The sequence below is a fragment of the Janibacter sp. HTCC2649 genome (genome assembly GCF_000152705.1).
Taxonomy (GTDB): domain Bacteria; phylum Actinomycetota; class Actinomycetes; order Actinomycetales; family Dermatophilaceae; genus Knoellia.
Window position 1 is genome coordinate 1,586,202 of sequence record NZ_CH672413.1, and the last position, 23,573, is coordinate 1,609,774.

Genomic DNA, 23,573 nt, shown 5'->3' on the forward strand with positions numbered 1-23,573 from the left:
CGTCCTGGTGCTGATCGGTCACGGAGTGGCGGGTGCGTAGAACTGCAGCTCGGCGATGGCTGCGAAGGCCGCTCCGTTGATGGAGTTCTTGGCCACGACCTTGACGAACCGACCGGTGGTCGGCTGCGCGAAGTTCACCAGCTGAGCCGCCGTCGTTGCAGTGAACGAACCTTGGGCGACAGGAGTGCCCCAGTTCGTGCCGTCGGCCGAGACGTAGACCTCATAGTCCTTGATCGGGCCGTTGACATTGCCGTCCTGGCGCCCCTGGACCGAGATCCCGCTGAGCGTGTGCGACGCACCGAGATCCACGGCGATGTGGTGCGGGTACGGCGTCTCTGCGTTGAGCCACTCGGTGTGCCAGAACGTCCCGGGATTGTCGTCGAGGACGTTCGTCGCCGCGCCGTCCTCACCCTCGGTCTCCTGGGAGTCCACCGACTGGATCGACATGGGCGCCTTGGACAGGGCGACCGGCGGCTCGTTGACCCGCTTGCCCCACACGTTGATCTCGCCCGCGCCACCGAACACGGCACCGTTGATCGAGCTGAGACCGACGAGCTTGACGTAGCGCCCGGGCTTGGCGGTGAAGTCGAGGTGCTGCACCTCCGTCGTGCTGGCGAAGCTGCCGGTCTTCACGGGCGCACCCCAGGTGACGTTGTCGGCGCTGACATAGATCTCGTAGCCCTTGATCGAACCGTTGCCGATCCGGACCTGGTAGTCGTAGCCGTTGACGTCGTAGGTGTCACCGAGGTCGACCGTGATCCAGTGCGGGAAGGGGGCATCCGGGTCGACCTGCGACCAGGCGGAGTGCCACATCGTCGTCGTCAGACCATCGATCGCGTTGCTCGGCTGCCCACCGGCCGAGGCCGGTTCGGCGTCACTCACGCCGGCAATGGACAGGCGCGACTGCGGGATCTTGCCGGCCGGAAGAGTCGCGAAGGACCCTGATGCCGTGACGCTTCGCGCCTCACCGTCGACCGTGTATGCCGCCGAGCTCGTGAGTGCGTAGCTGCCGGCTGGCGTCGTGGCTGGGACCACCACTCGCCACGTCGTCTTGACGCTGGCGCCGGGGGCGACGCTGGCGAACGTCGCCGTCGTCGTGGGCGTGACCGTCCAGCCGTCGGGCGCCTTGAGGGAGACGGTGACGTCCGTTGCCGCCGTCGTCTCGAATGAGGAGAAGGTCGTCGTGAATGTGTTGGCCTCTCCAGGCACGAGACCGCTGGCGGGCCCTGTCACCTCGAGGCGGGAGCAGGCGCCCGGCTCGTCCGTGGCCCCCAGGTCAGTGACCTTGAGGTTGTCGAGGATGAAGTCGGCCTGCGCACTGCCGACAGCGTTGCGCCGCAGCCCGATGAACGGAGTGCCGCAGCTGCCCGTCGTGATCTCACGGGAGAACGCTTGGGTGGTGCGCTGTTGACCGAAGGCCGTGGTCGACAGTTCAGCCGTCTTCGAGGTGCCGCCGACGACCTGGTCGACACCGGTGACGAAGGAGTACGCACCCGCTGTGGCGTTCTGGTAGTCGAACTCGACCTTGTAGCGGTGACCCTGCTCGAAGGGAACCGTTCCGGCCCAGGTGCGGTAGACGAGGCCGTTCGCCTCTTCGTGCGCCTTGAGGGACCACGTGCCGTCGAGCGCGTCGTCGACGAGCTTGCCGTTCCATCCGGCCTGCGTGTAGGGCGCATTCCGCTGGGAGAGGTGGGTGCGGGCGTCGCCGCCGGACTGGGCGGGACCGGACACGAAGGGCATCCAGCCCTGGTCGACACCTTCGAAGTCCTGGTGGGCGATGACATCACCCGCAGGCGCCGCCTCGGTCGTCGCGACGACTCGCACGTCGTCGATGCCGACCGGCGCGCTACCAGCCGCCGCTGCGACGGAGAACGTCACCGTGCCGTCCGCGGGAGCCGTGAAGATGACCCGGACACGCTGGTAGCTCGTGCCGTGCAGCTCGTTCGACGCCTCACTGTTGGTGACGGTGGACCGATCGAACGCATTGGCCACGTCGACGCCCGAGCCCTTGACGGAGACCGTGGTCGGCCGGACTCCTCCGGGAGCGACCTGCACCCACGCGGATGCCGCATAGCGCGACCCGGCCTTGAGCCCGGTCAGCTGCTGCGAGATGGACCCCGCGCCGGCACCGATCTGGGCAACGCGCTGGCCGGTGCTGAGGTGCTCCTGGGTGACGGTGCCCTGCGGCGACCACGCACCGAGAGTGGAAGCGTTGAAGCCCGGGTCCTTGACGATCCCGCCCTGCCCGAACTGCGGATCCGCCTGTGCCGGAACCGAATTCGGATAGAGAACGTATGCCGTGTTCGACTTGGCCGTCAGGGTCACCGAGTTCTTGGTGTTGGCGACGGTGCCCACCTTCGTCCGGCCGGTCTCGCTCAGTTCGTAGACCGTGAACGACTTGGTGCTGCGCAGCTTGGGCGCGAGCTTCCAGGTGGTCGTGCCGCCGTCAGCGTTGTAGTGGTAGGCCTTCGTCGGGTGGTTCGGCGTCTCGTCACCCCACGGGAGGAGGTAGGCGTCTCCGTCGAGGACCTTGGCGTCGGCGACGAAGAGCTGCCGGACGCCGTCCTTGGAGGTGCCGCGAACCCCACCGTCGAAGTCGATGCTGGTGGTGCCGGCCGCGTCGCCCCACTTGGTGATGTCGAAGTGCTGGAGGAACTTCGTCGGCACCTGGTTGGCCCACACGTTCTTCATGAGCGCGTTCCAGTCGTGTTGACCGGTCCATCCCTCGGCCTCGACGATCGTCGATCCACCGAGGACGGGGTCAGGGTTCCAGACGTCCTTCTCACCGTTGCGGATGAAGCGCGCGATGGTGCTGTTGATGCCCTTGTTGGTGGCGCCGCCGTAGTTGCGGTCCGTCGCCCAGTGCGACCACAGGCTGTTGCGCTCGTGCGAGTAGGCCCACTCCGAGGCCACGCTCCACCCCTGCTCGCGCAGCTTGGCGTCCATCTGGTCGGGGAGCCAACCGTAGGTGTAGTAGACGTCCCAGTAGAGAGTGTCGAGGTTGCCCTTGGTCGCGTCGCGCAGCTGCTGGGTGCGCCTCAGCAGGTCGCCGCTGTTGAGGTCGGTCCGCTGGTTGATGTAGTAGCTCTGGTTGAGCCAGTTCCAGCCCGGCTTGGTCTTGTCGACGAGCGTCTCGTTGAAGGCCTTGGCCTCGGGGTAGGCCTCGGTCGCGTTGACGTGGACGCCGAAGTCGGCGCCCCACTTCTTGCCCTGCTCGAGCAGGGTGTTCATGTCATCGAGGCCGCCGGCGCGCGTGTTGAAGTTGTCGCCGTAGTCGGGGTGAGCCGAGTCGTGACCCTCCGAGGCGTAGCCCTTGAGCAGGGCGAACTGGCCCAGCCCATCGGTCTCCTGTGAGATGCGCTTGACGTCATCGAGAGTCCGCAGGAACGGGTGGGTCGCGAGGCTGCTGAAGTTGAACGGGATGTGCTGGACGACACGGTTGGGGACCTGGTCGGCGCCCTTGGCCACCTGCGCGATCGAGCGGAACGCGATGGCTCCGTCCTGCCAGTCCACCGCTGCGTCGGCATTGGCGTCACCCGTGACGACCACCTTCGCCCACGGGAGCTCACTCTGGGCCGGGGCCCCGTCGCCGCGCACGGTCCACTGTCCCGGGGCAATACCGACCCGCTTGGAACCGTCGCTGTTGGCGCGCACCTGGTGCCAGAAGCGACCGTTGTCGGAGTTCGTCGCCGAGGTCGGCTTGTCGTAGGTGCCGTTGGTCTCGACCGAGGCGGCCAGCTGGGCGGTGTTGACGATCCCGTAGGCCGCGCCCACCGGGGCGGTCTGGACGGCATCGGTCGCCTTGACGGGCGCGATGACGTCGGCGTTGCGGGTCGAGTTGGTGTCGATCTTGGTGAAGGCCGTCGTCGCCCCCGCTTGGGCACTCGAGACGGAGACGAGGTCGAGGCCGGGGATGTCGAGGGTGCCCACCTTGACGCTCGATGAGTCGGTCACCTTGGTCACGCGCCAGGTGAGAACGTTGCCCTCGACGGAGACGGTGAGCTCGATGCGCACACCGGGAAGGTCGGCAAACGTCAGGGCGTAGGCCGCGGAGCTGGCTCCCGGGGTCACGGTCGCCACCGCGGCACGGGGCGTGCCGTTGATCGTCACCGAGGCGATCGGGTCGACCTGACCGCCGAGGAGGGCTCCCGACCCGACGGACCGGTAGGCCAGCGCCTGCGGGAAGGTCGGGCTCAGCTGCACTTCGAGGTCCGCCGAGGCGATGACCACCGGGGCTGCGGCGGTGTCGACCGAGGGCATGGCGGCTGTCGCCGGGGGGGACGCCGCCCGGGCAGGGGTCGTCGCGAGGCCGCCGACGGCGACCGCGCAAATGCTCGCTGCAGCGGCGAGCCGCCGGGATGTGTGCTGGGACCTGCGCATTGCAACCGCCTTTGGTTTAATACGTTCACTCAGTGAACGAAATATGGCAGCGCACGGAAAGGCCTGTCAACCCCTGGCCCCAACGGATCACCCGAGCGGTCGCTGCGGTGACGGGAGGATCAGGCCGCCGGGACCGTCGTGGGGTCCTCGAACACGGCCTCGAGCGCAGCAAGCGCACCACCTCGCGAGGCGGCACTCAGGCCCAGCGCAGACACGGCGACGACGACCTCGCTCCCCGCGTCCATCCGGCGCTCATCCAGCGCCGACTTCACGGGCGCGAGCAACTGCTCACCGAAGGGGGCGAAGTAGCCGCCGAGCACGATTCGGCGCGGGTTGAGAACGTCCACGAGGACAGACAGCCCCCGGATGAGATCGCGGGCGATGGCCGCCAACGCCTCGAGCGTGCGCTCGTCACCGCTTGCCGCGCGCTCGCGCAGGATCTCAAGCCGGTCATCCATCGACCGCCTCGAGTCATGGACGACGTCACCCACCGGGGCGGCCAGCCGCAAGAAATGGTGCAGGCCCACCACGAGCTCCCAGCACCCACGGCGACCACAGCTGCACTCCAGCTCGCTCGGGCCGAGGGCCAGGTGCCCCACCTCGCCGGAGAAGCCCGACCAGCCACGCACGAGTCGCCCCTCAGCGATGATTCCGGCCCCCACCCCGACCTCCCCCGACAGGTAGACGAGGTCCTGGACTTCGGAGTCGGCGTAGGCGCCATACTCCGCGACAGCGGCCAGCTTCGCGTCGTTCTCAAGGTGAATCTCAGGGCATTCAGGGCCAATTCGCTCGGAGAGGCCTGCTGCCAGTGCGACGGATCGCCAGCCGAGGTTGGGCGCGAACCGCACGATGCCGGCGTCGTAGTCGATGACCCCGGGTGGTGCGACCGTGAAGCCGACGACGATGTGCCCGGCGGAGCGCAACGACTCCAGCATGCGCTGCGCGATGCCTGCCACCCGGTCGAGAACGACCTCGACCGCGAGCTCAGGGACGTCCATCGGGGTGATGCTCTCGCGGATGACGTTGCCGGTCAGGTCGACTGCGGTCACGGCCACGTAGTCGATCGAGATCTCCAGACCGAGGCCCGCAACGCGACGACCGTCGAGGTTGACCGTGAGGCCGGGCCGGCCCACAGATCCAGCCCGGTGGATCTCGCCCTCACGCACGAGACCACGCTCGGCGAGATCGGCGATGAGGCTGGAGGTGGTGGCCTTCGACAGACCGGTCTCGGTGGCGAGCCCTGCCCGGGAACGCCCGCCGTGGAGCTGCAGCTGCCGCAGGATGAGACCCATGTTGGCAGCCCGCATCTGGGCCTGGTCCAGCCGGCCGGACCGCGGCGTGCGACGCACGGATCGAGACGGCGTGACGCTGGTCTGGATCGACACAAGGCCCTCTCTTCGACGGCGGTCCGGGCGAGCCCGGAGGAGGCGGATCTGGACCCGATCCGATCATCACGGGCCACCATCACGCCATGACGAGTTTAGGACACGGGGCGAACGAATATCGGACTTCAGGAGCCGGAGGACTCGATCACGCAGATCGGGCGCGGGTCAGTAGAGCCAGACCTTGCGGCCGATGTTGACCCAGCTCTGCGCCCACAGCATGTCCTGCGCGGCCGTGCTCACGCGGCAGCAACCGTGTGAGGCGGGGTAGGGCGGGATCGACTGTGAGCCGTGGATGGCGAAGTCGCCCTTCCAGTAGGTCGGGCGCCACATGGCACCGAGCGAGCCGTTCTGCCATCCGTTGGGCCAGCGGTAGTAGATCGAGTAGCTGCCCGAGGGCGTGCGAGCTGTCTTCCAGGCGCCGCCCGAGTAGTAGCGCTCGCCGCTGCCCGTGCTGGTGTTGAGCGTGTAGACCAGCTTGCCGTTGCCGATGACCATGAGGATCTGCTTGGCGAGGTCCACCTCGATCGCCGTGCCGGACGTCGTCTTGGGGCGCGGCTTGACCCCGCGTTCGAGCAAGCCCCACGTTGACAGGTCGAAGCGACCGCTGCGTCGCGCGCCCGCCGACTTCTGCAGGGCCCACACGGCCTGCTGGGTGACGTGTCCGAAGGTGCCGTCAGGCGTGCCGCACCAGTAGCCGAGGGCGTTGAGCCTGGTCTGTGCTGTCGTGACAGCGCTCCCCTTCGAACCGAGCACGAGAACGGGACGACCTGCCGCCTCCGCACTCGTCGTGGCCAGGGCGCTGGCACCCACCACCGATGCACCGACGCTGGCCGCGATGGCCCCACGCCGCGTGATCTCGTGTCCCGTGATCTCCATCGGTTCCCCTGCCCTTCAGCACCATGCTCACCCAACAGCGAGCTCTCATCCCCCAGACGCACCAGTCCACCAGAAGGTTGCCACCGGTGCGAGGGGATCGACAAAAGATTAGCGGCTCGAGATGACCTCGTGAACCGCGAGAACTCGGCGGGCAATGTCGACGTGGAGGTTCTCCACCATTCGCCCGTTGTGGGTGACGACGCCGCTGCCGGCACCCGCCTCCCACGCCTCGAGGATGCCGCGAGCCTCGGCAACGGACTCCTCGCTCGGCGCGAAGATGGCGTTGCACGGTTCGACCTGACCCGGGTGGATCAGTGTCTTGCCGTCGAAGCCGAAGTCGCGGCCCTGGATGCACTCAGCCTCGAAGCCTTCGGCGTTCTTCACATCGTTGTAGACGCCGTCGAGGATCGCGATCCCTGACTCGCGCGCAGCGAGCAGTGACAGCTGCAGGGCAGTGAGGAGGGGCCCGCGTCCGGGAACGTGGTCGGCGTGCAGCTCCTTGACGAGGTCGTTGGTGCCCATCACGAGCACCGCGAGGCGCGGCGAGGCCGCGGCGATCTCACGGACGTTGAAGACAGCCTCGGGCGTCTCGATCATCGCCCAGAGCTTCGTGTGCTCGGGCGCGCCAGCGGCCTCAAGCCCGGCGACGAGCGATCGCACCTCATCGGCCGATCCGACCTTGGGCACGACGACGCCAGCGGGTCCTGCGGCAGCGGCTGCCGCGAGGTCGGCCTCGTGCCACTGGGTGCCGATGCCGTTGATCCGGATCGTCACCTCCCGGTTGCCGTACTCCCCCGACGCCGCTGCGGCACAGGCGTTCTCACGCGCAGCGTCCTTGTGGTCGGGACCAACGGCGTCCTCGAGATCGAGGATGAGCCCGTCGACGGGCAGCGTCTTGGCCTTCTCGAGTGCGCGCTCGTTCGAGCTCGGCATGTAGAGCACCGAACGACGAGGCGTGTATGCCGTCTGCTCGCCCATCAGTTGCCCTCACCTTCAGCGTCAAGTGCGGGAACGGCATACAGCGCAGCAAGTTCGGGGTCGCCGGCGCCGAGTCGCTCGGCGAGCTCAAGAATGACGAGGCACTGCTTGAGCGACGCGTCGTCCTCCATCTTGCCGTCGAGCATGACGGCGCCGGTGCCGTCACCCATGGCCTCCTTGACCCGGCGTGCGTGCGCGACGTCCTCAGCGGACGGGCTGAAGACGCGCTTGGCAATGTCGATCTGGACGGGGTGCAGCGACCAGGTCCCGACGCAGCCGAGGAGGAAGGCGTTGCGGAACTGGTCCTCACACGCGACGACGTCCTTGATGTCACCGAAGGGCCCGTAGTACGGGAAGATCCCGTGCATCGCGCAGGCGTCGACCATGCGGGCGATCGTGTAGTGCCAGAGGTCCTGCTGGTAGGTCGTGCGCTCGGCCGTGATCGGGTCGATGCCCTCGCCGAGGTCCTTGGCCGGGTCCTGGCGGACGAGGTAGCCGGGATGGCCGCCACCGACGCGGGTCGTCTTCATGCGACGGTCGGCCGCAAGGTCGGCCGGGCCGAGGCTGATGCCCTGCATGCGCGGCGAGGCGCCCGCGATCTCCTCGACATTGGCCATTCCCCGAGCCGTCTCGAGGATGGCGTGGACGAGGATCGGCCGTTTGAGCCCGGCACGGGCCTCGAGCTGGGCCAGGATCCGGTCGACATAGTGGATGTCCTCCGGCCCCTGCACCTTGGGCACCATGATGACGTCGAGCTTGTCGCCGATCTCGGTGACGAGGGTGACGAGGTCGTCGAGGACCCACGGGCTGTCGAGGCTGTTGATACGCGTCCAGAGCTGGGTGCTGTCACCGAAGTCGGTCGCCTTGGCGATGTCGACCAGGCCCTGACGGGCGGCTTCCTTGCGGTCGGCCTTGACGGCGTCCTCAAGGTTGCCGAGCAGGACGTCGACCGAGCCGACCATGGCGGGGATCTTGGCCGCCATCTTCTCGTTGCTCGGGTCGAAGAAGTGGATCATCCGGCTGGGGAGGGCCGGGACCTCACGCACGGGTGCCGGGGCACCCACCGCGAGGGGGCCGAAGAAGTCCTTGGGTGAGCGCATGGTGCCGGACGCTAGCAGTGCGACACCATGAGGCGTTATGAGACAGTTCACGCCGTGAGCGGTTCGCCGGAAACTCCCTCCCCCGTGAATGTCACGCGCCTCCTCGCCGAGGCCGCGAGCAAGTCCGGCGTGCTCTGGGTCGAGGTCCCCGGCGGCAGCACCCACGCCGTCTGGTTCGTCTGGCACGACAACGACGACCCCCGCAGTGCCGGTCCGGCGATCTACGTCGTCTCCGGCACCGGTGAGCAGACCCTCCCCTCGCTCCCGGACGAGGTGACGGTCATCCTGCGCAGCAAGGACAGCGGCGCTCGCCTCCTCCGCCTCAAGGCGGCGACGCGGGTCATCGACCCGACGGCGCCCGAGTGGCTCGGTGCCGCCGAGGTCCTGCAGGCCAAGCGGCTCAACGCGACCGGGGACGTCCTCGCCAGGTGGCGCGAAGGGGCGACGATCCACGTCCTCACGCCCCACGGCATACCTGATGAAGGTCCCGGAGCGTATGCCGCCGAGTCCGGTCGGGTGACCGTCTCACCCGCACGCGGGACGACGGCGAGCTGGCGCCCGTGGCACTGGCGCGGACGCGGCTGAGCCCCTCCCCTGCGATGCGGCGGCGCGTTGGACCTCCCGTGGCACTGGCCCGGCGCTCGACCCGACTAACCTGTGGGTCGTGAGCACGAACACCCGCGTCTTCGTCGGCCGTCTGGCCGAGCTGGCCGTGTTCGACCCCTTGGGCGACCCCGTGGGTCGCGTGCGGGACGTCGTCCTGACCTTCAGCGTGCAGCGCGCCAGACCGCGAGTCATCGGCCTCGTCGTCGAGGTGCCCGGCCGTCGTCGGGTCTTCGTTCCCATGACGCGGGTGACGTCGGTCGACGGTGGTCAGGTCATCACCACCGGCCTCGTCAACATGCGCCGGTTCGAGCAGCGCCCCAACGAGACGCTGGTCCTCGCCGAGCTCATCGAGCGGCACGTCAAGGTGCGCGACGAGCAGGGCGAGATCGTCGAGGCCACCGTCGAGGACATCGGGCTCGAGCAGAACCACGCCCGCAGCTGGTCGGTGACCCGCGTCTTCGTGCGTCGCACGTCCAACCGCAGCACGATCACCCGCCTCGGTCGACGCCGTGGTGAGACATTCGTCGTCCCCGTCGAGGACGTCACCGGACTGCGTGACACGAGCGACGAGCAGAGTGCCGCCCGCCTCCTCGAGCACTACGAGGACCTCAAGCCCGCCGACCTCGCCGAGGCGATCCACGACCTCCCCGTCAAGCGCCGGGCCGAGGTCGCCGCAGCCCTCGCCGACGACCAGCTCGCCGACGTCCTTGAGGAGCTGCCCGAGGACGAGCAGGTCGAGTTGATCTCCGGCCTCGGCAACGACCGCGTCGCCGACGTCCTCGAGGCCATGGAGCCTGACGACGCCGCCGACCTCCTCGCCGAGTTCCCCGCCGAGCGCCAGGAAGAGCTCCTCCAGCTCATGGAGCCCGACGAGGCCGCCGACCTGCGACGGCTGCTCACCTACGACGAGAACACTGCCGGTGGCCTCATGACGACCGAGCCCGTCATCCTCGGCCCGGACGCATCGATCGCCGAAGCCCTGGCCGTCGTGCGCCGTCAGGAGCTGTCGACGACGATGGCCTGCACGGTGTTCGTGTGCCGCCCCCCGTTGGAGACACCCACCGGGAAGTTCCTCGGCATGGTCCACATCCAGCGGTTGCTGCGCGAGCCGCCCCATGCCTCCGTCGGCTCGATCCTCGACAAGGACGTCGAGCCGGTCACGACCGAGGCGACCGTCGGTCAGGTCACTCGGCTTCTCGCGACCTATGACCTCATCGCGCTCCCTGTCGTCGACGAGAACGGCCTGCTCGTCGGCGCCGTCACCGTGGACGACGTGCTCGACCACCTGCTGCCCGATGACTGGCGTGACGACCGGCACGAGGTCACGGGTTCCCACGAGGTGATCCCGCATGGCTGAGCGTCGCGACCGCGCCCCCCGCCTGGACCAGCCGCGCGAGAAGCGCCGCCAGTTCATCACCCGCCCCGAGGCCCTCACGTCGGAGGCCTTCGGCGTCCTTTCCGAGAAGTTTGCCCGCTACATGGGAACGGCCTACTTCCTCATCGGGATGACCGTCTTCGTGCTGGTGTGGGTCGTGTGGAACCTCGCCGCGCCCCTGGAGTGGCGCTTCGACAACTACCCGTTCATCTTCCTCACGCTCATGCTCAGCCTGCAGGCGTCGTATGCCGCCCCGCTCATCCTGCTCGCGCAGAACCGTCAGGCCGACCGTGACCGCGTGATGCTCGAGCAGGATCGGACCCGCGACGAGCGCAACCTCGCCGACACCGAGTTCCTCACGCGCGAGGTCGCCGCTCTGCGCATCGCGATGCGTGACTCCGCCACTCGCGACTTCGTGCGCGGTGAGCTGCGTGACCTTCTCGACGAGATGGAGGAGCGAGGGCTCGTCATCGGCCGGCTCGCCAAGGTGGAGAAGACGGACAAGGCAGACCACGCCGGCAAGCGTGACGCGTCAGACACCTCGAAGCGGCGGACCGATGAGGGCAGATCGCGGCGCTCGACCTAGCATGGAGCAATGCCTGTCACTGCTGCACTTGTGAGCGACGAGGCGCTGCGCGCCGCTCTCGCCACCGTCAACGACCCTGAGATCCGCAAGCCGATCACCGAGCTCGGCATGGTCGAAGCCGTGGAGTGTGACGACACCGGTCGCGTCGCCGTGACGATCCTCCTGACGATCGCCGGCTGCCCCCTCAAGGAGACGCTCACCAACGACACCACCAACGCCCTGCTCAAGGTCGCCGGTGTGACCGCCGTCGACGTCACCCTCGGTGTCATGTCCGAGGAGCAGCGGGCCGAGCTGCGCACCAACCTCCGAGGCGGTGCGGACGAGAAGGAGATCCCCTTCGCCAAGCCCGGCACCCTCACCCGCGTGTATGCCGTGGCGTCGGGCAAGGGTGGCGTCGGCAAGTCGTCGATCACCGCCAACCTTGCCGCCGCACTCGCCCAGCAGGGGCTCAAGGTCGGTGTCGTCGACGCAGACATCTACGGCTTCTCCATTCCGCGCATGCTCGGCGTCGAGCAGAAGCCCACGCAGGTCGACGAGATGATCCTGCCGCCCATCGCGCACGAGGTGAAGGTCATCTCGATCGGCATGTTCGTGCCCGGCAACCAGCCCGTCGTGTGGCGTGGACCGATGCTTCACCGCGCGCTGCAGCAGTTCCTCGCCGACGTCTTCTGGGGCGACCTCGACATCCTGCTCCTCGACCTCCCCCCGGGCACCGGTGACATCGCGATCTCCGTCGCCCAGCTCATCCCCGGCGCCGAGATCCTCGTCGTGACCACGCCGCAGCAGGCCGCCGCCGAGGTCGCCGAGCGCGCGGGCGCCATCGCCATCCAGACCCACCAGCGGGTGGCCGGCGTCATCGAGAACATGTCGTGGCTCGAGCTGCCCGACGGCTCGCGTCAGGAAATCTTCGGATCCGGTGGCGGCCAGGCCGTGGCCGACTCACTCACCCGCAGCATTGGCGCGCCCGTGCCGCTGCTCGGTCAGATCCCGCTTGACACGGCGCTGCGCGTCGGCTCCGACCAAGGCACCCCGATCGTCCTCGGCGAGTCGACGTCACCGGCGGCGGTGGCCCTGCGCGGCATCGCCCGCGAGCTCGGCACCCGCTCCCGCAGCCTCGCCGGTCGCTCCCTCGGCCTCACGCCCGCGGGTCGCTGACAACCCCACTTCGTGCCCGATACGGACACGCTGACGGAGGCCTTCGGCCGACGGAGCGTGTCCGTATCGGGCACGAAGTGGTTAGGTGGCGTCGACGTCGTAGGGCGTCGCGCGCAGCGGGTCCCACGTGCGCAGGTCGGTGCCGTAGTGCACCCCGTCGTCGTTGATGACAACGCCGTCACCGATGTCGGGGTTGGTGCCCCCGGACTTCAGGCTTGACGCGGCATCCTCGAGCGGCTCGATCAGGGCCTCACGCACGATGCGCCGCGGGTCGTACTGGCGCGGGTCGTACTGACGCCAGTTGATGTCGTTGTACTCCGGCCCCAACTGGTCCTTGAGCTGCCCCTTGGCGCCCTCGGCCATGACGCGCGCCTTCTTGATCATCTGCGCGAGCTTTTGGGCATACTCCGGGAGCCGCTCCGGCCCAAGCACGAAGACAGCGATGAGGGCGAGGAGCACGATCTCCCAGCCGTTGATGCCGAACACGCGTCCTCCTGTGCGCTTTCGCGCGTCAGTCGCTTCTGCCCTGGAGGACCATCTTGACATCCCGCGACTTGCCGTCGCGCAGCACGGTCAAGGTGACGGTCGATCCGACGGCCTTGGAACGAATCGCGACAACGAGTGCATCGGGGTCAACCATGGGTCGGCCCTCGAATGCGGTGATGACATCTCCGGCCTTGAGCCCTGCCTTGGCGGCGGGTCCGTCGGGGGTGACCGCAGGAGTGTCCCCGGAGTCCGTGGCGATGCGCACACCCTCACCCTGGTACTCACGGTCGAGCAGCACGCCGATGATCGGGTGCTCTGCCTTGCCCGTGCGGATGAGCTGGTCGACGGTGATCTTGACCTGGGCACTCGGGATGGCGAAGCCCACGCCGATGTTGCCGCTCTGCCCGCCGATGGCGTTGCCCGCGACGCGAGCGATGGCCGAGTTGATCCCGATGACGCGACCCTGCATGTCGAGCAACGGTCCACCGGAGTTGCCGGGGTTGATCGCGGCATCGGTCTGGATGGCGTTGATGAACGACTGGTCGTCGGCCTCGCCGGGCGTGACCGGTCGGTTGAGGGCCGAGACGATGCCGGTCGTCACGGTCGACTCGAGTCCGAGTGGTGCGCCCACGGCGATGACGGGGTCGCCCACGACGACCGCGTTGGAGTCGCCGAGCGGCAAGGGGGCGAGGTCGGTGCGGTCGACCTTGAGGACGGCGAGGTCGTAGGACACGTCGCGTCCGACGATCGTGGCCGAGGTCTGCTTGCCGTTGGTCAGGACGACGGTGATCTTGCCCTTGGTGGCGGCGGACGAGACGACGTGGTTGTTGGTGACGATGTGCCCCTTGTCGTCGAGCACCCAACCCGAGCCGGTGCCGTCACCATCTGCGGCCTCAACCCGAATCGTCACGACGCTCGGCGTCGCCTTGGCCGCGATGCTCGCCACGGAACCCTCGGGACGTGTCGTCGCGCCCGGACCGGGCTCGGGCGTCGGGCCGGTCGAGCCGGAGTCGAAACCGTCGAAGCGGTCGGACGAACCCAGCCAGCCACCGAGCAGTCCACCACCGAGACCGGCCAGCAGGGCTGCGAGGCCAGCGATGAGAAAGACACCGAACCAGCCCGGCCCCCGCTTCGCCAGGGGCGCACGGACGCTGGAAGCCGCTGACGCGGCATACGGATTCGTTGCGTATGCCGTGTGCTCGGGTGCCTGGGGAGCGTAACCCGCGTGCCCACCGGTGTTCCATCCCTGCGAATCGCTGTGGGAGGGCGCAGCGTAGGCCGGCGCCGCGAGGGGGTGGTCCGGCCACGCAGCGGCGCGGACAGGCTCAGGGGTCGGCTCCTGGGGCGGCAGCAGTGGCGTCTGGCCAGGGGGCGGACCGAACTCCTGCGTGCGGCTGAGGTCGACCTCTTGGGTGTGGTCCGGATCGACGGGGGGCTGCTCGGCCTCGTCGTGGCGTGCGCTGTCCTCGGTCATGCCCGCGATTCTGCCTCGCAGATGTCAAGGTTTCGAACTGAGGTGCTGCTCATCCACACTGTGGAGACCGTGCGAGACCCCCGCCCGCCACTGGAAGCGGGCGTGGGAGTGCTGCCCACAGGGCGCACCGAGGGAGACGTTCCGCCCACGGTGGTGACCGTTGTGGTGATCGCGCCGGTCCCGGCGATGGTGAGCGTCCAGGCAACCGCTGCCGTGGCGCCGGCGGCCGCCGTCGCGAGGGCGGCCGAACGCAGCGGGCTGCGGTGCCCCGGTGGCGCGGACGGCGGCACCATCTCAAGTGGTGCGCGCTCGCTCGTCTGGGCCATGGCCGGTCCGGTCATTGACGAAGCGAGCGCGACGAGTTGGGCGTGAAGGCTGCCGGGCATCGACGGGCACCCCGACGCAAGGAGCGTCTGGAGGCGACGCTCGCCGGCGACGGCGTGCTGGCAGTTCACGCACATGATGAGGTGTCGGTCCCAGTCGAGGGTGCGCTGCAGCGAGAGCTGGCCCGACACGTAGTCGGGGAGCTCGTCGAGGCGGCAGCGGGAGGGACGCGACAGGTGGATCACACGGCACCTCGGGCCGGCGTGAGGACGCCGGGGAGCCGTGAGGTGGAGGCAGTGGAGGCCGCAGCGCGGACCTCGGGTGCACGGTGGGCAAGGGACTCACGGAGCTGGGCACGACCACGGTGGATGCGGGATCGGACCGTGCCGAGCTTGATGTCGAGCGTCGCCGCGACCTCTTCGTAGGACAGGCCCTCGATGTCGCAGAGCACCACGGCGGCGCGGAAATCGGGTGAGAGCGAGTCGAGCGCACGCTGCACGTCGTCGTCGAAGTGCGTGTCGTGGAACGTCTGCTCGGGTCCGGCCTCGCGAGCAGGCAGGCGGGCCGCGGACTCGTCGGAGAGCGCATCGAAGCGAATGCGCTGCTTGCGACGCATCTTGTCGAGGAAGACGTTGGTCGTGATGCGGTGCAGCCAGCCCTCGAACGTCCCGGGGCGGTAGGTGTGCAGGGACCGGAAGACGCGGATGAACACGTCCTGGGTCAGGTCCTCGGCGTCATGGACGTTGCCGGTGAGGCGGTAGGCCAGGCGGTACACACGCGACGAGTGCTCCTCGACGATCTGCTCCCAGCTCGGCGGCGTCCACTCCCCAGTGGCCGCACCTGCATCACTCGTCATCGTCGTCCCCTGCTCGGTGCCCACATGGCTGCTCATGTCATAGGTGTCTACGCGCCGGAGCCGAGAAATGTTCCGGAGAACCCTGTACGCCGCCTGTGAGTCCGCCGGCATGCTCACTCGCGAGTAGGGTTGCCGCACATGAGCACCCTCAAGCCCGCGAGCTGGTCGTACGCCGAGGACTTCGTTCCTGAGCCCGAGGTCATCGAGCAGGCACGTGCCCGCGGGCTGGCCTTCGAGGCCGCCACCCCGGTCGGTACCGGCGCTGGCGCGACGTTGCGGCTGCTCACGGCTGCCATCGGCGCCAAGCACGTCATCGAGGTCGGCACCGGAGCCGGTACGTCCGGCCTCTGGCTGCTCGCCGGGATGCCCCAGGACGGCGTCCTCACGACGATCGACATCTCGCCGGAGCACCAGAAGGCAGCGCGCGAGGCCTACGTCCAGGCCGGCTACCCGACCCAGCGCACCCGCGTCATCTCCGGGCGCGCCACGGACGTCCTCCCCCGCATGACGGACGGCGCCTACGACATGGTGCTCATCGACGCCGACAAGGCGAGCTACCCGGCATACGTCGAGCACGGGATCCGGCTGCTGCGCAGCGGCGGCGTGCTTGCCCTCGACAACATGCTGTGGCACGACAAGGTCGCCGACCCCGCGGCGCGTGACAGCGACACGACCACGCTGCGCGACCTCGGCAAGTCCCTGCGCGACAACGACGATCTCCTGCCGGCACTGCTGCCGGTGAGTGACGGTCTGTTCATCGCCGTCAAGCGCTGAGCCTCTTCCGGGTCACCCCGGAAAAGGTGTGGTCAGGCGTGGGCGTCGACGCGCGGTCCGGCACCGCGTCGGAAGCCAGCAGGTCCCTCGGCGATCGCGACGACCTCGAAGTCCTCGATCGAGATCGGCGATGAGCCAATGAGCTCGGAGCCCTTGGACTCGGCGGCGGCCGCCTCGAACTCCTCGCGGAAGACCTTGCGTTCCTGCTCGCTGTCGAAGACGTAGGTCCCTTCGAACCACTCCCCCTCGCGCATTCGCCACACCTTGAAGGCGAGGCCGTCAAGGAACATGAAGCGGGCGATCGAGGTCCCGACGACATACTCGCGCAGCAGGTCTGGCGCGTTGTCGGGCGCGTCCTCGAGCGACCAGCGCACTGCCAGTCCGTATCCGGCGTTCATCGCAGACCTTCCAACCATCGCAGCAGCAGACGTGCACCGAACCCCGTCCCACCCTTGCCGTGGACTCCGGAGTCGACATCGGAACGGCCGGGGCCGGCGATGTCGAGGTGGGCCCACCGGCGCTCCCCCACGAACTCCCGCAGGAACAACGCGGCGGTGATCGACCCACCTCCGACCGAGGGCCCGATGTGGTTGATGTCTGCCACCTCGGACTCCAGTGCCTGACGGTAGGCCTGCACGAGCGGGAAGGGCCACAGCGTCTCACCTGCTGTCTCACCGGCGTCGCGCAGCTGGGATGACAGGTCGTCGTCCGTCGCGTAGACGGGGGCCATGGTCCGGGCCAGGGCGACCCGGGCCGCACCGGTGAGCGTGGCGATGTCGATGAGCACGTCCGGGTCGAGCTCGGCGTCGGCGTAGGCCAGGGCATCGGCGAGGACGATCCGACCTTCGGCGTCGGTGTTGCCGATCTCGGTGGTGATTCCGCCGAAGTGCGTCACGACGTCACCCGGCCGGTATGCCGCCCCGCTCACCATGTTCTCGGCGAGGGCCAGGAGGCCCGTCACCCGGACCGGGACGTGGAGGTCGCGACAGGCGGCGAGGACCGAGAGGACGATCGCCGACCCGGACATGTCGGTCTTCATCGCGAGCATGCCGTCGGCCGGCTTCACCTGGAGGCCACCGGAGTCGAAGGTGATGCCCTTGCCGACGAGGACCACGTGGGGTGTGGACGCGTTGGCACCCTCGGGGGTGTAGCCGAGCTGGACGAGTCGTGGCGGCGTTGCCGAACCTCCACCCACTGCGAGCAGACCGCCGAATCCGTCTGCGGCGAGGGCCTTTTCGTCCCAGACCTTCACGTCCAGGCCGGAGCGCGACGCGATCGTCCGCGCCTGGCGCGCCATCCAGGCGGGGTTCTTGATGTTGGAGGGCGTGTTGGCGAGGTTGCGGGCGACGAGGCTGGCCTCGGCCCGCCGGACGGCTCGCTCGACGACATCGGACTCGGCATCGACCAGGGCGACCGCGGTGGCCACGTCGGAGCCGGCTTCCCAGCCCCCACCCGTCAGACGTGCCGGCGCCCAACCCCCGAGCACAGCTCCCTCGACGAAGGCGGCCTGCCCGGCCTCGTCCGCAGACGGCGCCAGGACAACCACCTGGGCCCGCCCGCGGCTGGCCCGACCGGCCGCAGCCCCCGCGAGACGCAGGTCGCGGGGAGCGCCCTCCCCCAGACCGACGAGGACGAGCACCCGCACGGGAAGCTCGCCACGCGGCATACGCACCTCGCAGGTGGTGCCTGCGGACGTCTTGGGTTCGTGCGTCTCGAACAACTCATCGGGGTCGAACCCGGAGGCGGTCAGAGCCTGGCGCGCTCGGGGGTCCCACGGGTCATCACCGTCGGACACCCCGACGACGAGGGCGAGGTCGGTCGGGTCGAGGTCGGCGAGGACATCGGCGAGGGGACCATCTGCAGCAGTCCAGGCGGGAAGGGTCGGGGCGAGGAGATCTTCGGCAGGCACGGACCGACCCTACGACGGCGAGAGGGCCCCCACCATGTCGGTGGGGGCCCTCTCAACACGTCAGAGTCGACGAATCACTTCTTGAGTGCGTCGCAGTCGTCGATGGCCTGACCCAGCGCTCGCACCTCGTCGGGAGTCATCTCGACGACGAGTCGGCCACCACCCTCCAGGGGCATGCGGAGCACGATGCCGCGACCCTCCTTGGTGACCTCGAGAGGGCCGTCGCCCGTCCTGGGCTTCATTGCCGCCATGGGTGTTCCCTTCGTTGCCGCGGCGCACAGACGTGCGTCACGTGTTCACATCCCGGCGTTGGCGCACCGGTATCCCCGTCCATTATTCCTTCACGCAAGGTGGGAACGAAATCGGGGTCCCTCAGGGCGGCTGCGAACCCCACGGCGTGAAGGTGAGCAGGACGCAGGTCCACCACACCAGCCCGCCCACGATGGGCACCAGAAGGATCGCCACGCGTCGGCGCCAGTGCGTCACGATCTGCTCCCCCGATGACGTCCGCATCGCCACGCTCGCGAGCAGCGCTGCGATGGGGAAGTCGAGCAGGAGGAAGCGCCACATGCTCGTGATCGGGCGGACGACCGCGAACAGGTAGAGGGGGTAGGCCACGGCCCAGGCGCGGACCTCCACCGGGATCCAGCGCCCGTGGCGCCCGAGGATGAGCGCGATGTAGGTGCCGCAGAGGGCCACCAGGACGCCGAGCCCGGCGACGCCGTGGGCATCCCACGCCCACTGCAGCCAGAGGACGAACGGTCCCGAGGCGGGCTTTTGCCCCCAGGCCTCCTGGACCTCGAAGAAGGCCATGGGTATGCCGCTCACGACGCCGACGATCACCGGCCAGGCGATGCCCGACAGGCCCGTGACGACCAGCATGACCACGGCCGTCACGCGTTGCCCACGAAGCGGCGCGACGCCCGCAGCCCGGTCCTCGCGGATGCGCACGATGAGGTGGATCAACGCCGCGCAGCCCATGGCGGCAGCCACGCCACGCGTGAAGCCGAGCGGTACCGCGAGCGCTGCGACGGCGGCATACCGGCGTCTCATCAGATAGAGGAGGGAGGCCGCGACGAGAACGACCGCCAAGGGTTCGGTGTAGGCCTTGAGCATGACTCCGGTGGCCGGATAGAAGCACCACAGACAAGCGGCGACGAGGGCCAACCGCTCGCGGCCCGGCTGCGGTTCGGCGTGAAGCCCGTGGCGGAAGAGCGCCCAGACGAGCACTGCACCGAGACCACCGAGGACGATGTTGAGCCCCACCGCACCGACGGTGAACGGGATGCCGATCGCCATGAGCCCCTTCACGAGGAAGGGGAAGAGAGGGTAGAACGCCCAGGCGCTGTAGGTCAGCTTGCCCGTCGTCGGATCTGCTGGCAGCGGGACCGGATAGCCCTTGGTGGCAACGGTTTCGTACCACTCGCTGTCCCACAGGCCGAAGAGATCTCCGATGGTGGGGTCGAGATGTCCGACTCCTGCCGGGTTCTGGAACCACATCGCGGCCACCCACATCGCGGCCAGGGCCACGAGCCGCGAGACGACGTAGACGAGGACGATCGAGCGGATCGGGTGGGCCAGGGCGAGCACCGTGAGGTTCGACCGGCCCGCCCCCGTGAGGAGAGAGCGCGACTCCGGCTGGGCCCGCGTGGCCGTGGTCATGACGAGAGCTCCCGCACGTCCCAGACGAGCACGTCCTCGACCTGCTGCGGCTCACCGAGGACGGTGGCGAGCGAGTCGCGCAGCGCGACCGTCTGGTCCCGCATCGGCAGGACCACGGTGTCGGTGTGCCACGCGGCCAGATCCTGCGTGAACTGCAGACGCTGGGCCTCGGTCGCCGGCATGACGACGTTGGCCGCGTTGACGTCGTAGAGCCACAGCGAGAGGGGGCGACGCACAGCGCCGTACTGACCCCCGCGGTCGGCCGTGCCGTTGGGCCCGACGAAGTAGCCCTCGACGATGGGGAAAGCCATGGTGTCGGCGGCGAGCTGCCAGTCGAAGGCGCGCGCATCGACGATGTCGGTCGGCGGGACGGCGAGGATCGAGCCGCCGTGGCTCCAGTCGCGCCAGGCACCGCCGGTGAAGAACGCCGGCACCGTGGGGCGAGGGTCGACCTGGAGCGCGGTCGGCGCGACGGGGAGCAGGGCCACGACGGCCGCTGCTGTCACGATCCACCCGCCGACCCGGGGCTGCCACGTGGGGAGGTCGAGTTCGTCGGCGCCATCTGCGCTGAAGGGTGAAGCCTTCATCGCGGCGTCGATGCCGAGGGCGATGAGTCCGGCGAAGGCCGGGACGGCGATCATCGCGAAGCGTGTCGGCAGGACGTTCTCGAGGACGGGGAGCCCGTCGAACAACGACCACAGACTGGGTATGCCGGTGGGCTTGCCGTGCAGGAGCACCTCTTCTCCCAGCGAGAGCCAGGTGGCGAGGATGACCACCGCCGCGAGCGCCTGCACGACCGGACGACGGATGAGCGCGAGCGCGATGACGGCGGCGAGCAGCCAGAGGGGCACGCCGAAGAAGGCGTTCTCCTCGGTGCGGTTCATCGACACGGCGGCCGAGGCCCAGGGGTCGGCGCCGATCGTGCGCGTTGCTCTGCCCCACAGTGCTGCAAGGTCGTTGCCGCCGGGTGGGTGGTAGATCGAGGTGTAGCTCTGCCGTCCGGAGAACTGCCACCACAGGGGAATGGCCACGAGGACGAGACAGAGGCCGGCGCCGATGCCCATGCCGGGGAGCACCCGGGTCAGGCGGAGCCGACGGTGGGCCAGGAGGACGAGACCGGCGATGAGCATGCCGATCGCCGCGAGCAGAAGCGGTTCCTCACCGATGAAGACCTGCCACGTCACGAGGAGTCCGAGCACCACGCCGTCACGGACGCGTCGGTTGCCGTCGGCCAACCGCAGGACCCGGTCAATGATCACCGGGATGAGGAACAGGGCGACGAAATTGGGATGCCCGTTGGCGTGCGACACCATCGCCGGGGCGAACCCGGCGAACCAGCCACCCACCCCAGCCGCAGTCCGACCGAGACCGCGCCGACGCAAGAACCAGAACCACGCCGCGGCCGTTCCCGCCAGTCCGAGGAGCTCGACGACGAAGAACGTGACGTGGGCGCTGGTGGCGAGCGTCAGGGGGGCGAGCGGGATGCCGAGTCCGGTGACGGCCGCATTGGCCATGAGGTTGACGCCGTCGGGGAAGTTCTGGCGGTCACTGAAGAGCGGGTTCGACAGGGTGGCCATGTTGTGCGCCGAGGCTCCGAAGTACCACTCGAAGGCCTGGTGGTCCTGCACCCCTTGGGACAGGTAGTACGTCGACGTGCGGCCGATGAGTCCGGAGAGGACGTGCAGCGCCGTGGCGAGATAGGCGGCGAGCACCGCGAGGTCGAGCCACCCCCACCCCACCCGCGTCGGCTCCTCGCTTGCGTCTGCGGATGTGGTCGCTCCCGCAGCCCAATCCGCAGACGCAGCGGCCGGGCTCGACGCTGGCGTTTCCCTTGCGTCTGCGGATGTGGTCGCCCTAGCAGCCCAATCCGCAGACGCAGCGGGGGCAGTGGCACGCAGGAGGCGGGAGTCGTTGAGGGCGATCTGGGCGTCGAGGTGATGGAGCACCTCGTGCACACGATCGGCGGGATAGCCGATGAGCTGCATTCTGAAGTCACTGTCGCCCCGGGTGCGGGCTTCCCGTCGGGAGAAGAACCACGCGAGGCCCAGTGAGCACAAGACCACGGGGAGGCTGAGGAGCAGGGACCACTTCACGGGGACACCGCCGCGAAACGGTCGACGACCCGGCCGAAGAGCCGCGGGCCGAGGAGGTCCCCGACGGCGGTCGTGACCCGACGGACGCGGCCGGACCCGAGCCAGAGCTCTTCAGTCCACGTCACCCGGGACCCACCGGCATACGGAGTCACCTCCATCTCGGCCCACCCGGAAAGGCGACCGGTCTTGCGAATTCGCCACTGCCGAGGGGGATCCCACTCCTCCACGACCATCGTGTCGTCGAAGTGGAACGGACCCAGGGCAGTGCGAACCATGAAGCCCCAGCCCACCGTGGGCGAGCCAGAGTCGGCGATCGTCGTCGTCAGCGGAACGGTGTCGGTGTGCTCGGCCAGTGCCGAGGCACGCAGCCACAGCTCAGCCGGCGTGAGCCGTGATTCACGCGTCAGGGTGAACATGGTCGTCCCGCTCCCCAGAGGTGCGCTCGCCCAGGGCGCGGTCCTGTTCGGCGAGCCGGTCGCGGCGGGCATCGAGGGCGGCGTCCACCTCCGCAGGCGCGTAGCCGTAGAGCGTCGTTCCCAGGCTCAGTGCGTCGACATCCCCCGACGTGACGGTTGGTGGGAGCTCGAGCGGAGGGGTGGTGGACGTGGGCTCCGCCAGGGCCTCCACGTTGAGCCGACCCGTCGCCAAGAGCACCGTGACCACGATGACGGCGACGGCGAGCACTGCGAGGGCAACCCATTCCACGTTCGCGATCCTAGGTGGAGCTCAGCCCTCGTTGCTCACTCGGCGTGGGTACCGCTGCCCTTGGCAGCGTGAGACGCCCTGGCCCGGTCGGAGGTGACGATGGCGGCCACGGCCTCCTCGACGTCATCGGTCAGGGTGATGAGGGAGAGATCCTTGGCGCTGATCGTTCCCGCAGCGAGGGCCGAGGACTGGAGCCAGTCGAGCAGTCCCTGCCAGTAGGCCGTGCCCATGAGGATGATCGGGAACGACGTGACCTTGCGCGTCTGGACGAGGGTGATCGCCTCGAAGAGCTCGTCGAGGGTGCCGAATCCGCCGGGCAGGACGATGAAGCCCTGCGAGTACTTGACGAACATCGTCTTGCGGGCGAAGAAGTAGCGGAAGTTCACGCCGAGGTCGACGTACTGGTTAAGGCCAGTCTCAAAGGGCAGCTCGATGCCGAGGCCGACCGAGGTGCCACCCGCCTCGCAGGCTCCCTTGTTGGCAGCCTCCATGGCGCCGGGACCGCCACCGGTGATCACGGCATACCCGGCGTCGACGAGACTGGCGCCGACCCGCACACCCAGGTCGTAGGTCGGGTCGTCCTCCGTGGTGCGAGCCGAGCCGAAGACGCTCACGGCCGGGCCGAGCTCTGCGAGGGCGCCGAAGCCCTCGACGAACTCGGACTGGATGCGCATGACGCGCCACGGATCCGTGTGGACCCAGTCGGCCGAGCCACGGCTGTCAAGGAGTCGCTGGTCGGTCGTCTCGTCGGGCACCTTGGAGCGGCGCATGACGACGGGGCCCTTGAAGTAGTCCTGCGTGGCATCCCAGGGCATGGGTCCGTCGGCCGAGGAGTCCGTCGGCGGGTCA

General features: G+C 68.8%; 22 protein-coding genes. 5 read left to right on the top strand and 17 right to left on the bottom strand.

Annotated elements, in window-relative coordinates:
- Nucleotides 1–18: 18 nt before the first annotated feature.
- The 5 genes from JNB_RS07470 to JNB_RS07490 all read right to left on the bottom strand — a co-directional run bounded on the left by JNB_RS07470 (nt 19) and on the right by JNB_RS07490 (nt 8,719).
- Nucleotides 19–4,380, bottom strand: coding sequence for an endo-alpha-N-acetylgalactosaminidase family protein (locus JNB_RS07470; RefSeq protein ID WP_148232347.1), 4,362 nt, complete (start codon nt 4,378–4,380; stop codon nt 19–21).
- A 119-nt stretch (nt 4,381–4,499) separates the two neighbouring features.
- Nucleotides 4,500–5,729, bottom strand: a complete 1,230-nt coding sequence (locus JNB_RS07475) for an ROK family transcriptional regulator (protein ID WP_202795219.1) — start codon at nt 5,727–5,729, stop codon at nt 4,500–4,502.
- A gap of 201 nt (nt 5,730–5,930) precedes the next feature.
- The gene (locus JNB_RS07480; protein WP_009775829.1) at nt 5,931–6,641 is read right to left on the bottom strand and encodes a L,D-transpeptidase family protein; all 711 of its coding nucleotides are present in this window, start codon (nt 6,639–6,641) and stop codon (nt 5,931–5,933) included.
- Nucleotides 6,642–6,749: 108 nt separating this feature from the next.
- A complete protein-coding gene (locus tag JNB_RS07485; protein WP_009775830.1) occupies nt 6,750–7,619 on the bottom strand; it encodes a CoA ester lyase in 870 nt (289 codons plus the stop codon).
- Entirely contained in the window at nt 7,619–8,719 is a 1,101-nt protein-coding gene (locus JNB_RS07490; RefSeq protein WP_009775831.1) for a CoA ester lyase, read from the bottom strand. Before JNB_RS07490 ends, JNB_RS07485 begins: the two co-directional genes overlap by 1 nt.
- 54 nt (nt 8,720–8,773) lie before the next feature.
- On the opposite strand from JNB_RS07490, the gene JNB_RS07495 reads away from it, so the two are divergent.
- From JNB_RS07495 to JNB_RS07510, 4 genes are all read left to right on the top strand, one after another.
- On the top strand, nt 8,774–9,304 hold the full coding sequence (locus JNB_RS07495) for a hypothetical protein (protein ID WP_148232348.1): 531 nt from the start codon (nt 8,774–8,776) through the stop codon (nt 9,302–9,304).
- Nucleotides 9,305–9,383: 79 nt separating this feature from the next.
- On the top strand, nt 9,384–10,682 hold the full coding sequence (locus tag JNB_RS07500) for a magnesium transporter MgtE N-terminal domain-containing protein (protein WP_009775833.1): 1,299 nt from the start codon (nt 9,384–9,386) through the stop codon (nt 10,680–10,682).
- Entirely contained in the window at nt 10,675–11,286 is a 612-nt protein-coding gene (locus JNB_RS07505) for a DUF1003 domain-containing protein (protein WP_009775834.1), read from the top strand. Before JNB_RS07500 ends, JNB_RS07505 begins: the two co-directional genes overlap by 8 nt.
- 9 nt (nt 11,287–11,295) lie before the next feature.
- Entirely contained in the window at nt 11,296–12,441 is a 1,146-nt protein-coding gene (locus JNB_RS07510) for an Mrp/NBP35 family ATP-binding protein (RefSeq protein ID WP_040883648.1), read from the top strand.
- 81 nt (nt 12,442–12,522) lie between these two features.
- Here JNB_RS07510 and JNB_RS07515 read toward each other — a convergent pair whose 3' ends face one another.
- From JNB_RS07515 to sigE, 4 genes are read right to left on the bottom strand one after another with little or no spacing between them, the layout of a single operon-like run.
- Entirely contained in the window at nt 12,523–12,927 is a 405-nt protein-coding gene (locus tag JNB_RS07515; protein WP_009775836.1) for a Sec-independent protein translocase subunit TatB, read from the bottom strand.
- Nucleotides 12,928–12,952: 25 nt separating this feature from the next.
- Complete coding sequence (locus JNB_RS07520; RefSeq protein WP_009775837.1) at nt 12,953–14,401, bottom strand: S1C family serine protease; 1,449 nt, start codon at nt 14,399–14,401, stop codon at nt 12,953–12,955.
- A complete protein-coding gene (locus JNB_RS07525; RefSeq protein WP_009775838.1) occupies nt 14,398–14,970 on the bottom strand; it encodes a hypothetical protein in 573 nt (190 codons plus the stop codon). The genes JNB_RS07520 and JNB_RS07525 overlap by 4 nt, the downstream gene beginning before the upstream one ends.
- Nucleotides 14,967–15,617 carry an RNA polymerase sigma factor SigE gene (gene sigE / locus JNB_RS07530; protein WP_083784435.1) on the bottom strand — a complete coding sequence of 217 codons (651 nt, stop codon included), beginning with the start codon at nt 15,615–15,617 and terminating at the stop codon, nt 14,967–14,969. Before sigE ends, JNB_RS07525 begins: the two co-directional genes overlap by 4 nt.
- A 102-nt stretch (nt 15,618–15,719) precedes the next feature.
- Here sigE and JNB_RS07535 point away from each other — a divergent pair, with 102 nt between their 5' ends.
- Complete coding sequence (locus tag JNB_RS07535; protein WP_009775840.1) at nt 15,720–16,355, top strand: O-methyltransferase; 636 nt, start codon at nt 15,720–15,722, stop codon at nt 16,353–16,355.
- 32 nt (nt 16,356–16,387) lie between these two features.
- On the opposite strand, the gene JNB_RS07540 is transcribed toward JNB_RS07535, so the two are convergent.
- The 8 genes from JNB_RS07540 to JNB_RS07570 all read right to left on the bottom strand — a co-directional run bounded on the left by JNB_RS07540 (nt 16,388) and on the right by JNB_RS07570 (nt 23,539).
- Nucleotides 16,388–16,753, bottom strand: coding sequence for a hypothetical protein (locus JNB_RS07540; protein ID WP_009775841.1), 366 nt, complete (start codon nt 16,751–16,753; stop codon nt 16,388–16,390).
- The gene (locus JNB_RS07545) at nt 16,750–18,264 is read right to left on the bottom strand and encodes a M17 family metallopeptidase (RefSeq protein ID WP_009775842.1); all 1,515 of its coding nucleotides are present in this window, start codon (nt 18,262–18,264) and stop codon (nt 16,750–16,752) included. Before JNB_RS07545 ends, JNB_RS07540 begins: the two co-directional genes overlap by 4 nt.
- Nucleotides 18,265–18,338: 74 nt before the next feature.
- Complete coding sequence (locus JNB_RS20905) at nt 18,339–18,515, bottom strand: DUF3117 domain-containing protein (protein WP_083784437.1); 177 nt, start codon at nt 18,513–18,515, stop codon at nt 18,339–18,341.
- A 121-nt stretch (nt 18,516–18,636) separates the two neighbouring features.
- The gene (locus JNB_RS07550) at nt 18,637–19,926 is read right to left on the bottom strand and encodes a membrane protein (protein ID WP_009775844.1); all 1,290 of its coding nucleotides are present in this window, start codon (nt 19,924–19,926) and stop codon (nt 18,637–18,639) included.
- Nucleotides 19,923–22,019 carry a hypothetical protein gene (locus JNB_RS07555; RefSeq protein ID WP_009775845.1) on the bottom strand — a complete coding sequence of 699 codons (2,097 nt, stop codon included), beginning with the start codon at nt 22,017–22,019 and terminating at the stop codon, nt 19,923–19,925. Before JNB_RS07555 ends, JNB_RS07550 begins: the two co-directional genes overlap by 4 nt.
- Entirely contained in the window at nt 22,016–22,435 is a 420-nt protein-coding gene (locus JNB_RS07560) for an SRPBCC family protein (protein ID WP_009775846.1), read from the bottom strand. Before JNB_RS07560 ends, JNB_RS07555 begins: the two co-directional genes overlap by 4 nt.
- The gene (locus tag JNB_RS07565; protein ID WP_009775847.1) at nt 22,416–22,724 is read right to left on the bottom strand and encodes a hypothetical protein; all 309 of its coding nucleotides are present in this window, start codon (nt 22,722–22,724) and stop codon (nt 22,416–22,418) included. The genes JNB_RS07560 and JNB_RS07565 overlap by 20 nt, the downstream gene beginning before the upstream one ends.
- A 35-nt stretch (nt 22,725–22,759) precedes the next feature.
- The gene (locus JNB_RS07570; RefSeq protein ID WP_050766687.1) at nt 22,760–23,539 is read right to left on the bottom strand and encodes a TIGR00730 family Rossman fold protein; all 780 of its coding nucleotides are present in this window, start codon (nt 23,537–23,539) and stop codon (nt 22,760–22,762) included.
- Nucleotides 23,540–23,573 lie beyond the last annotated feature (34 nt).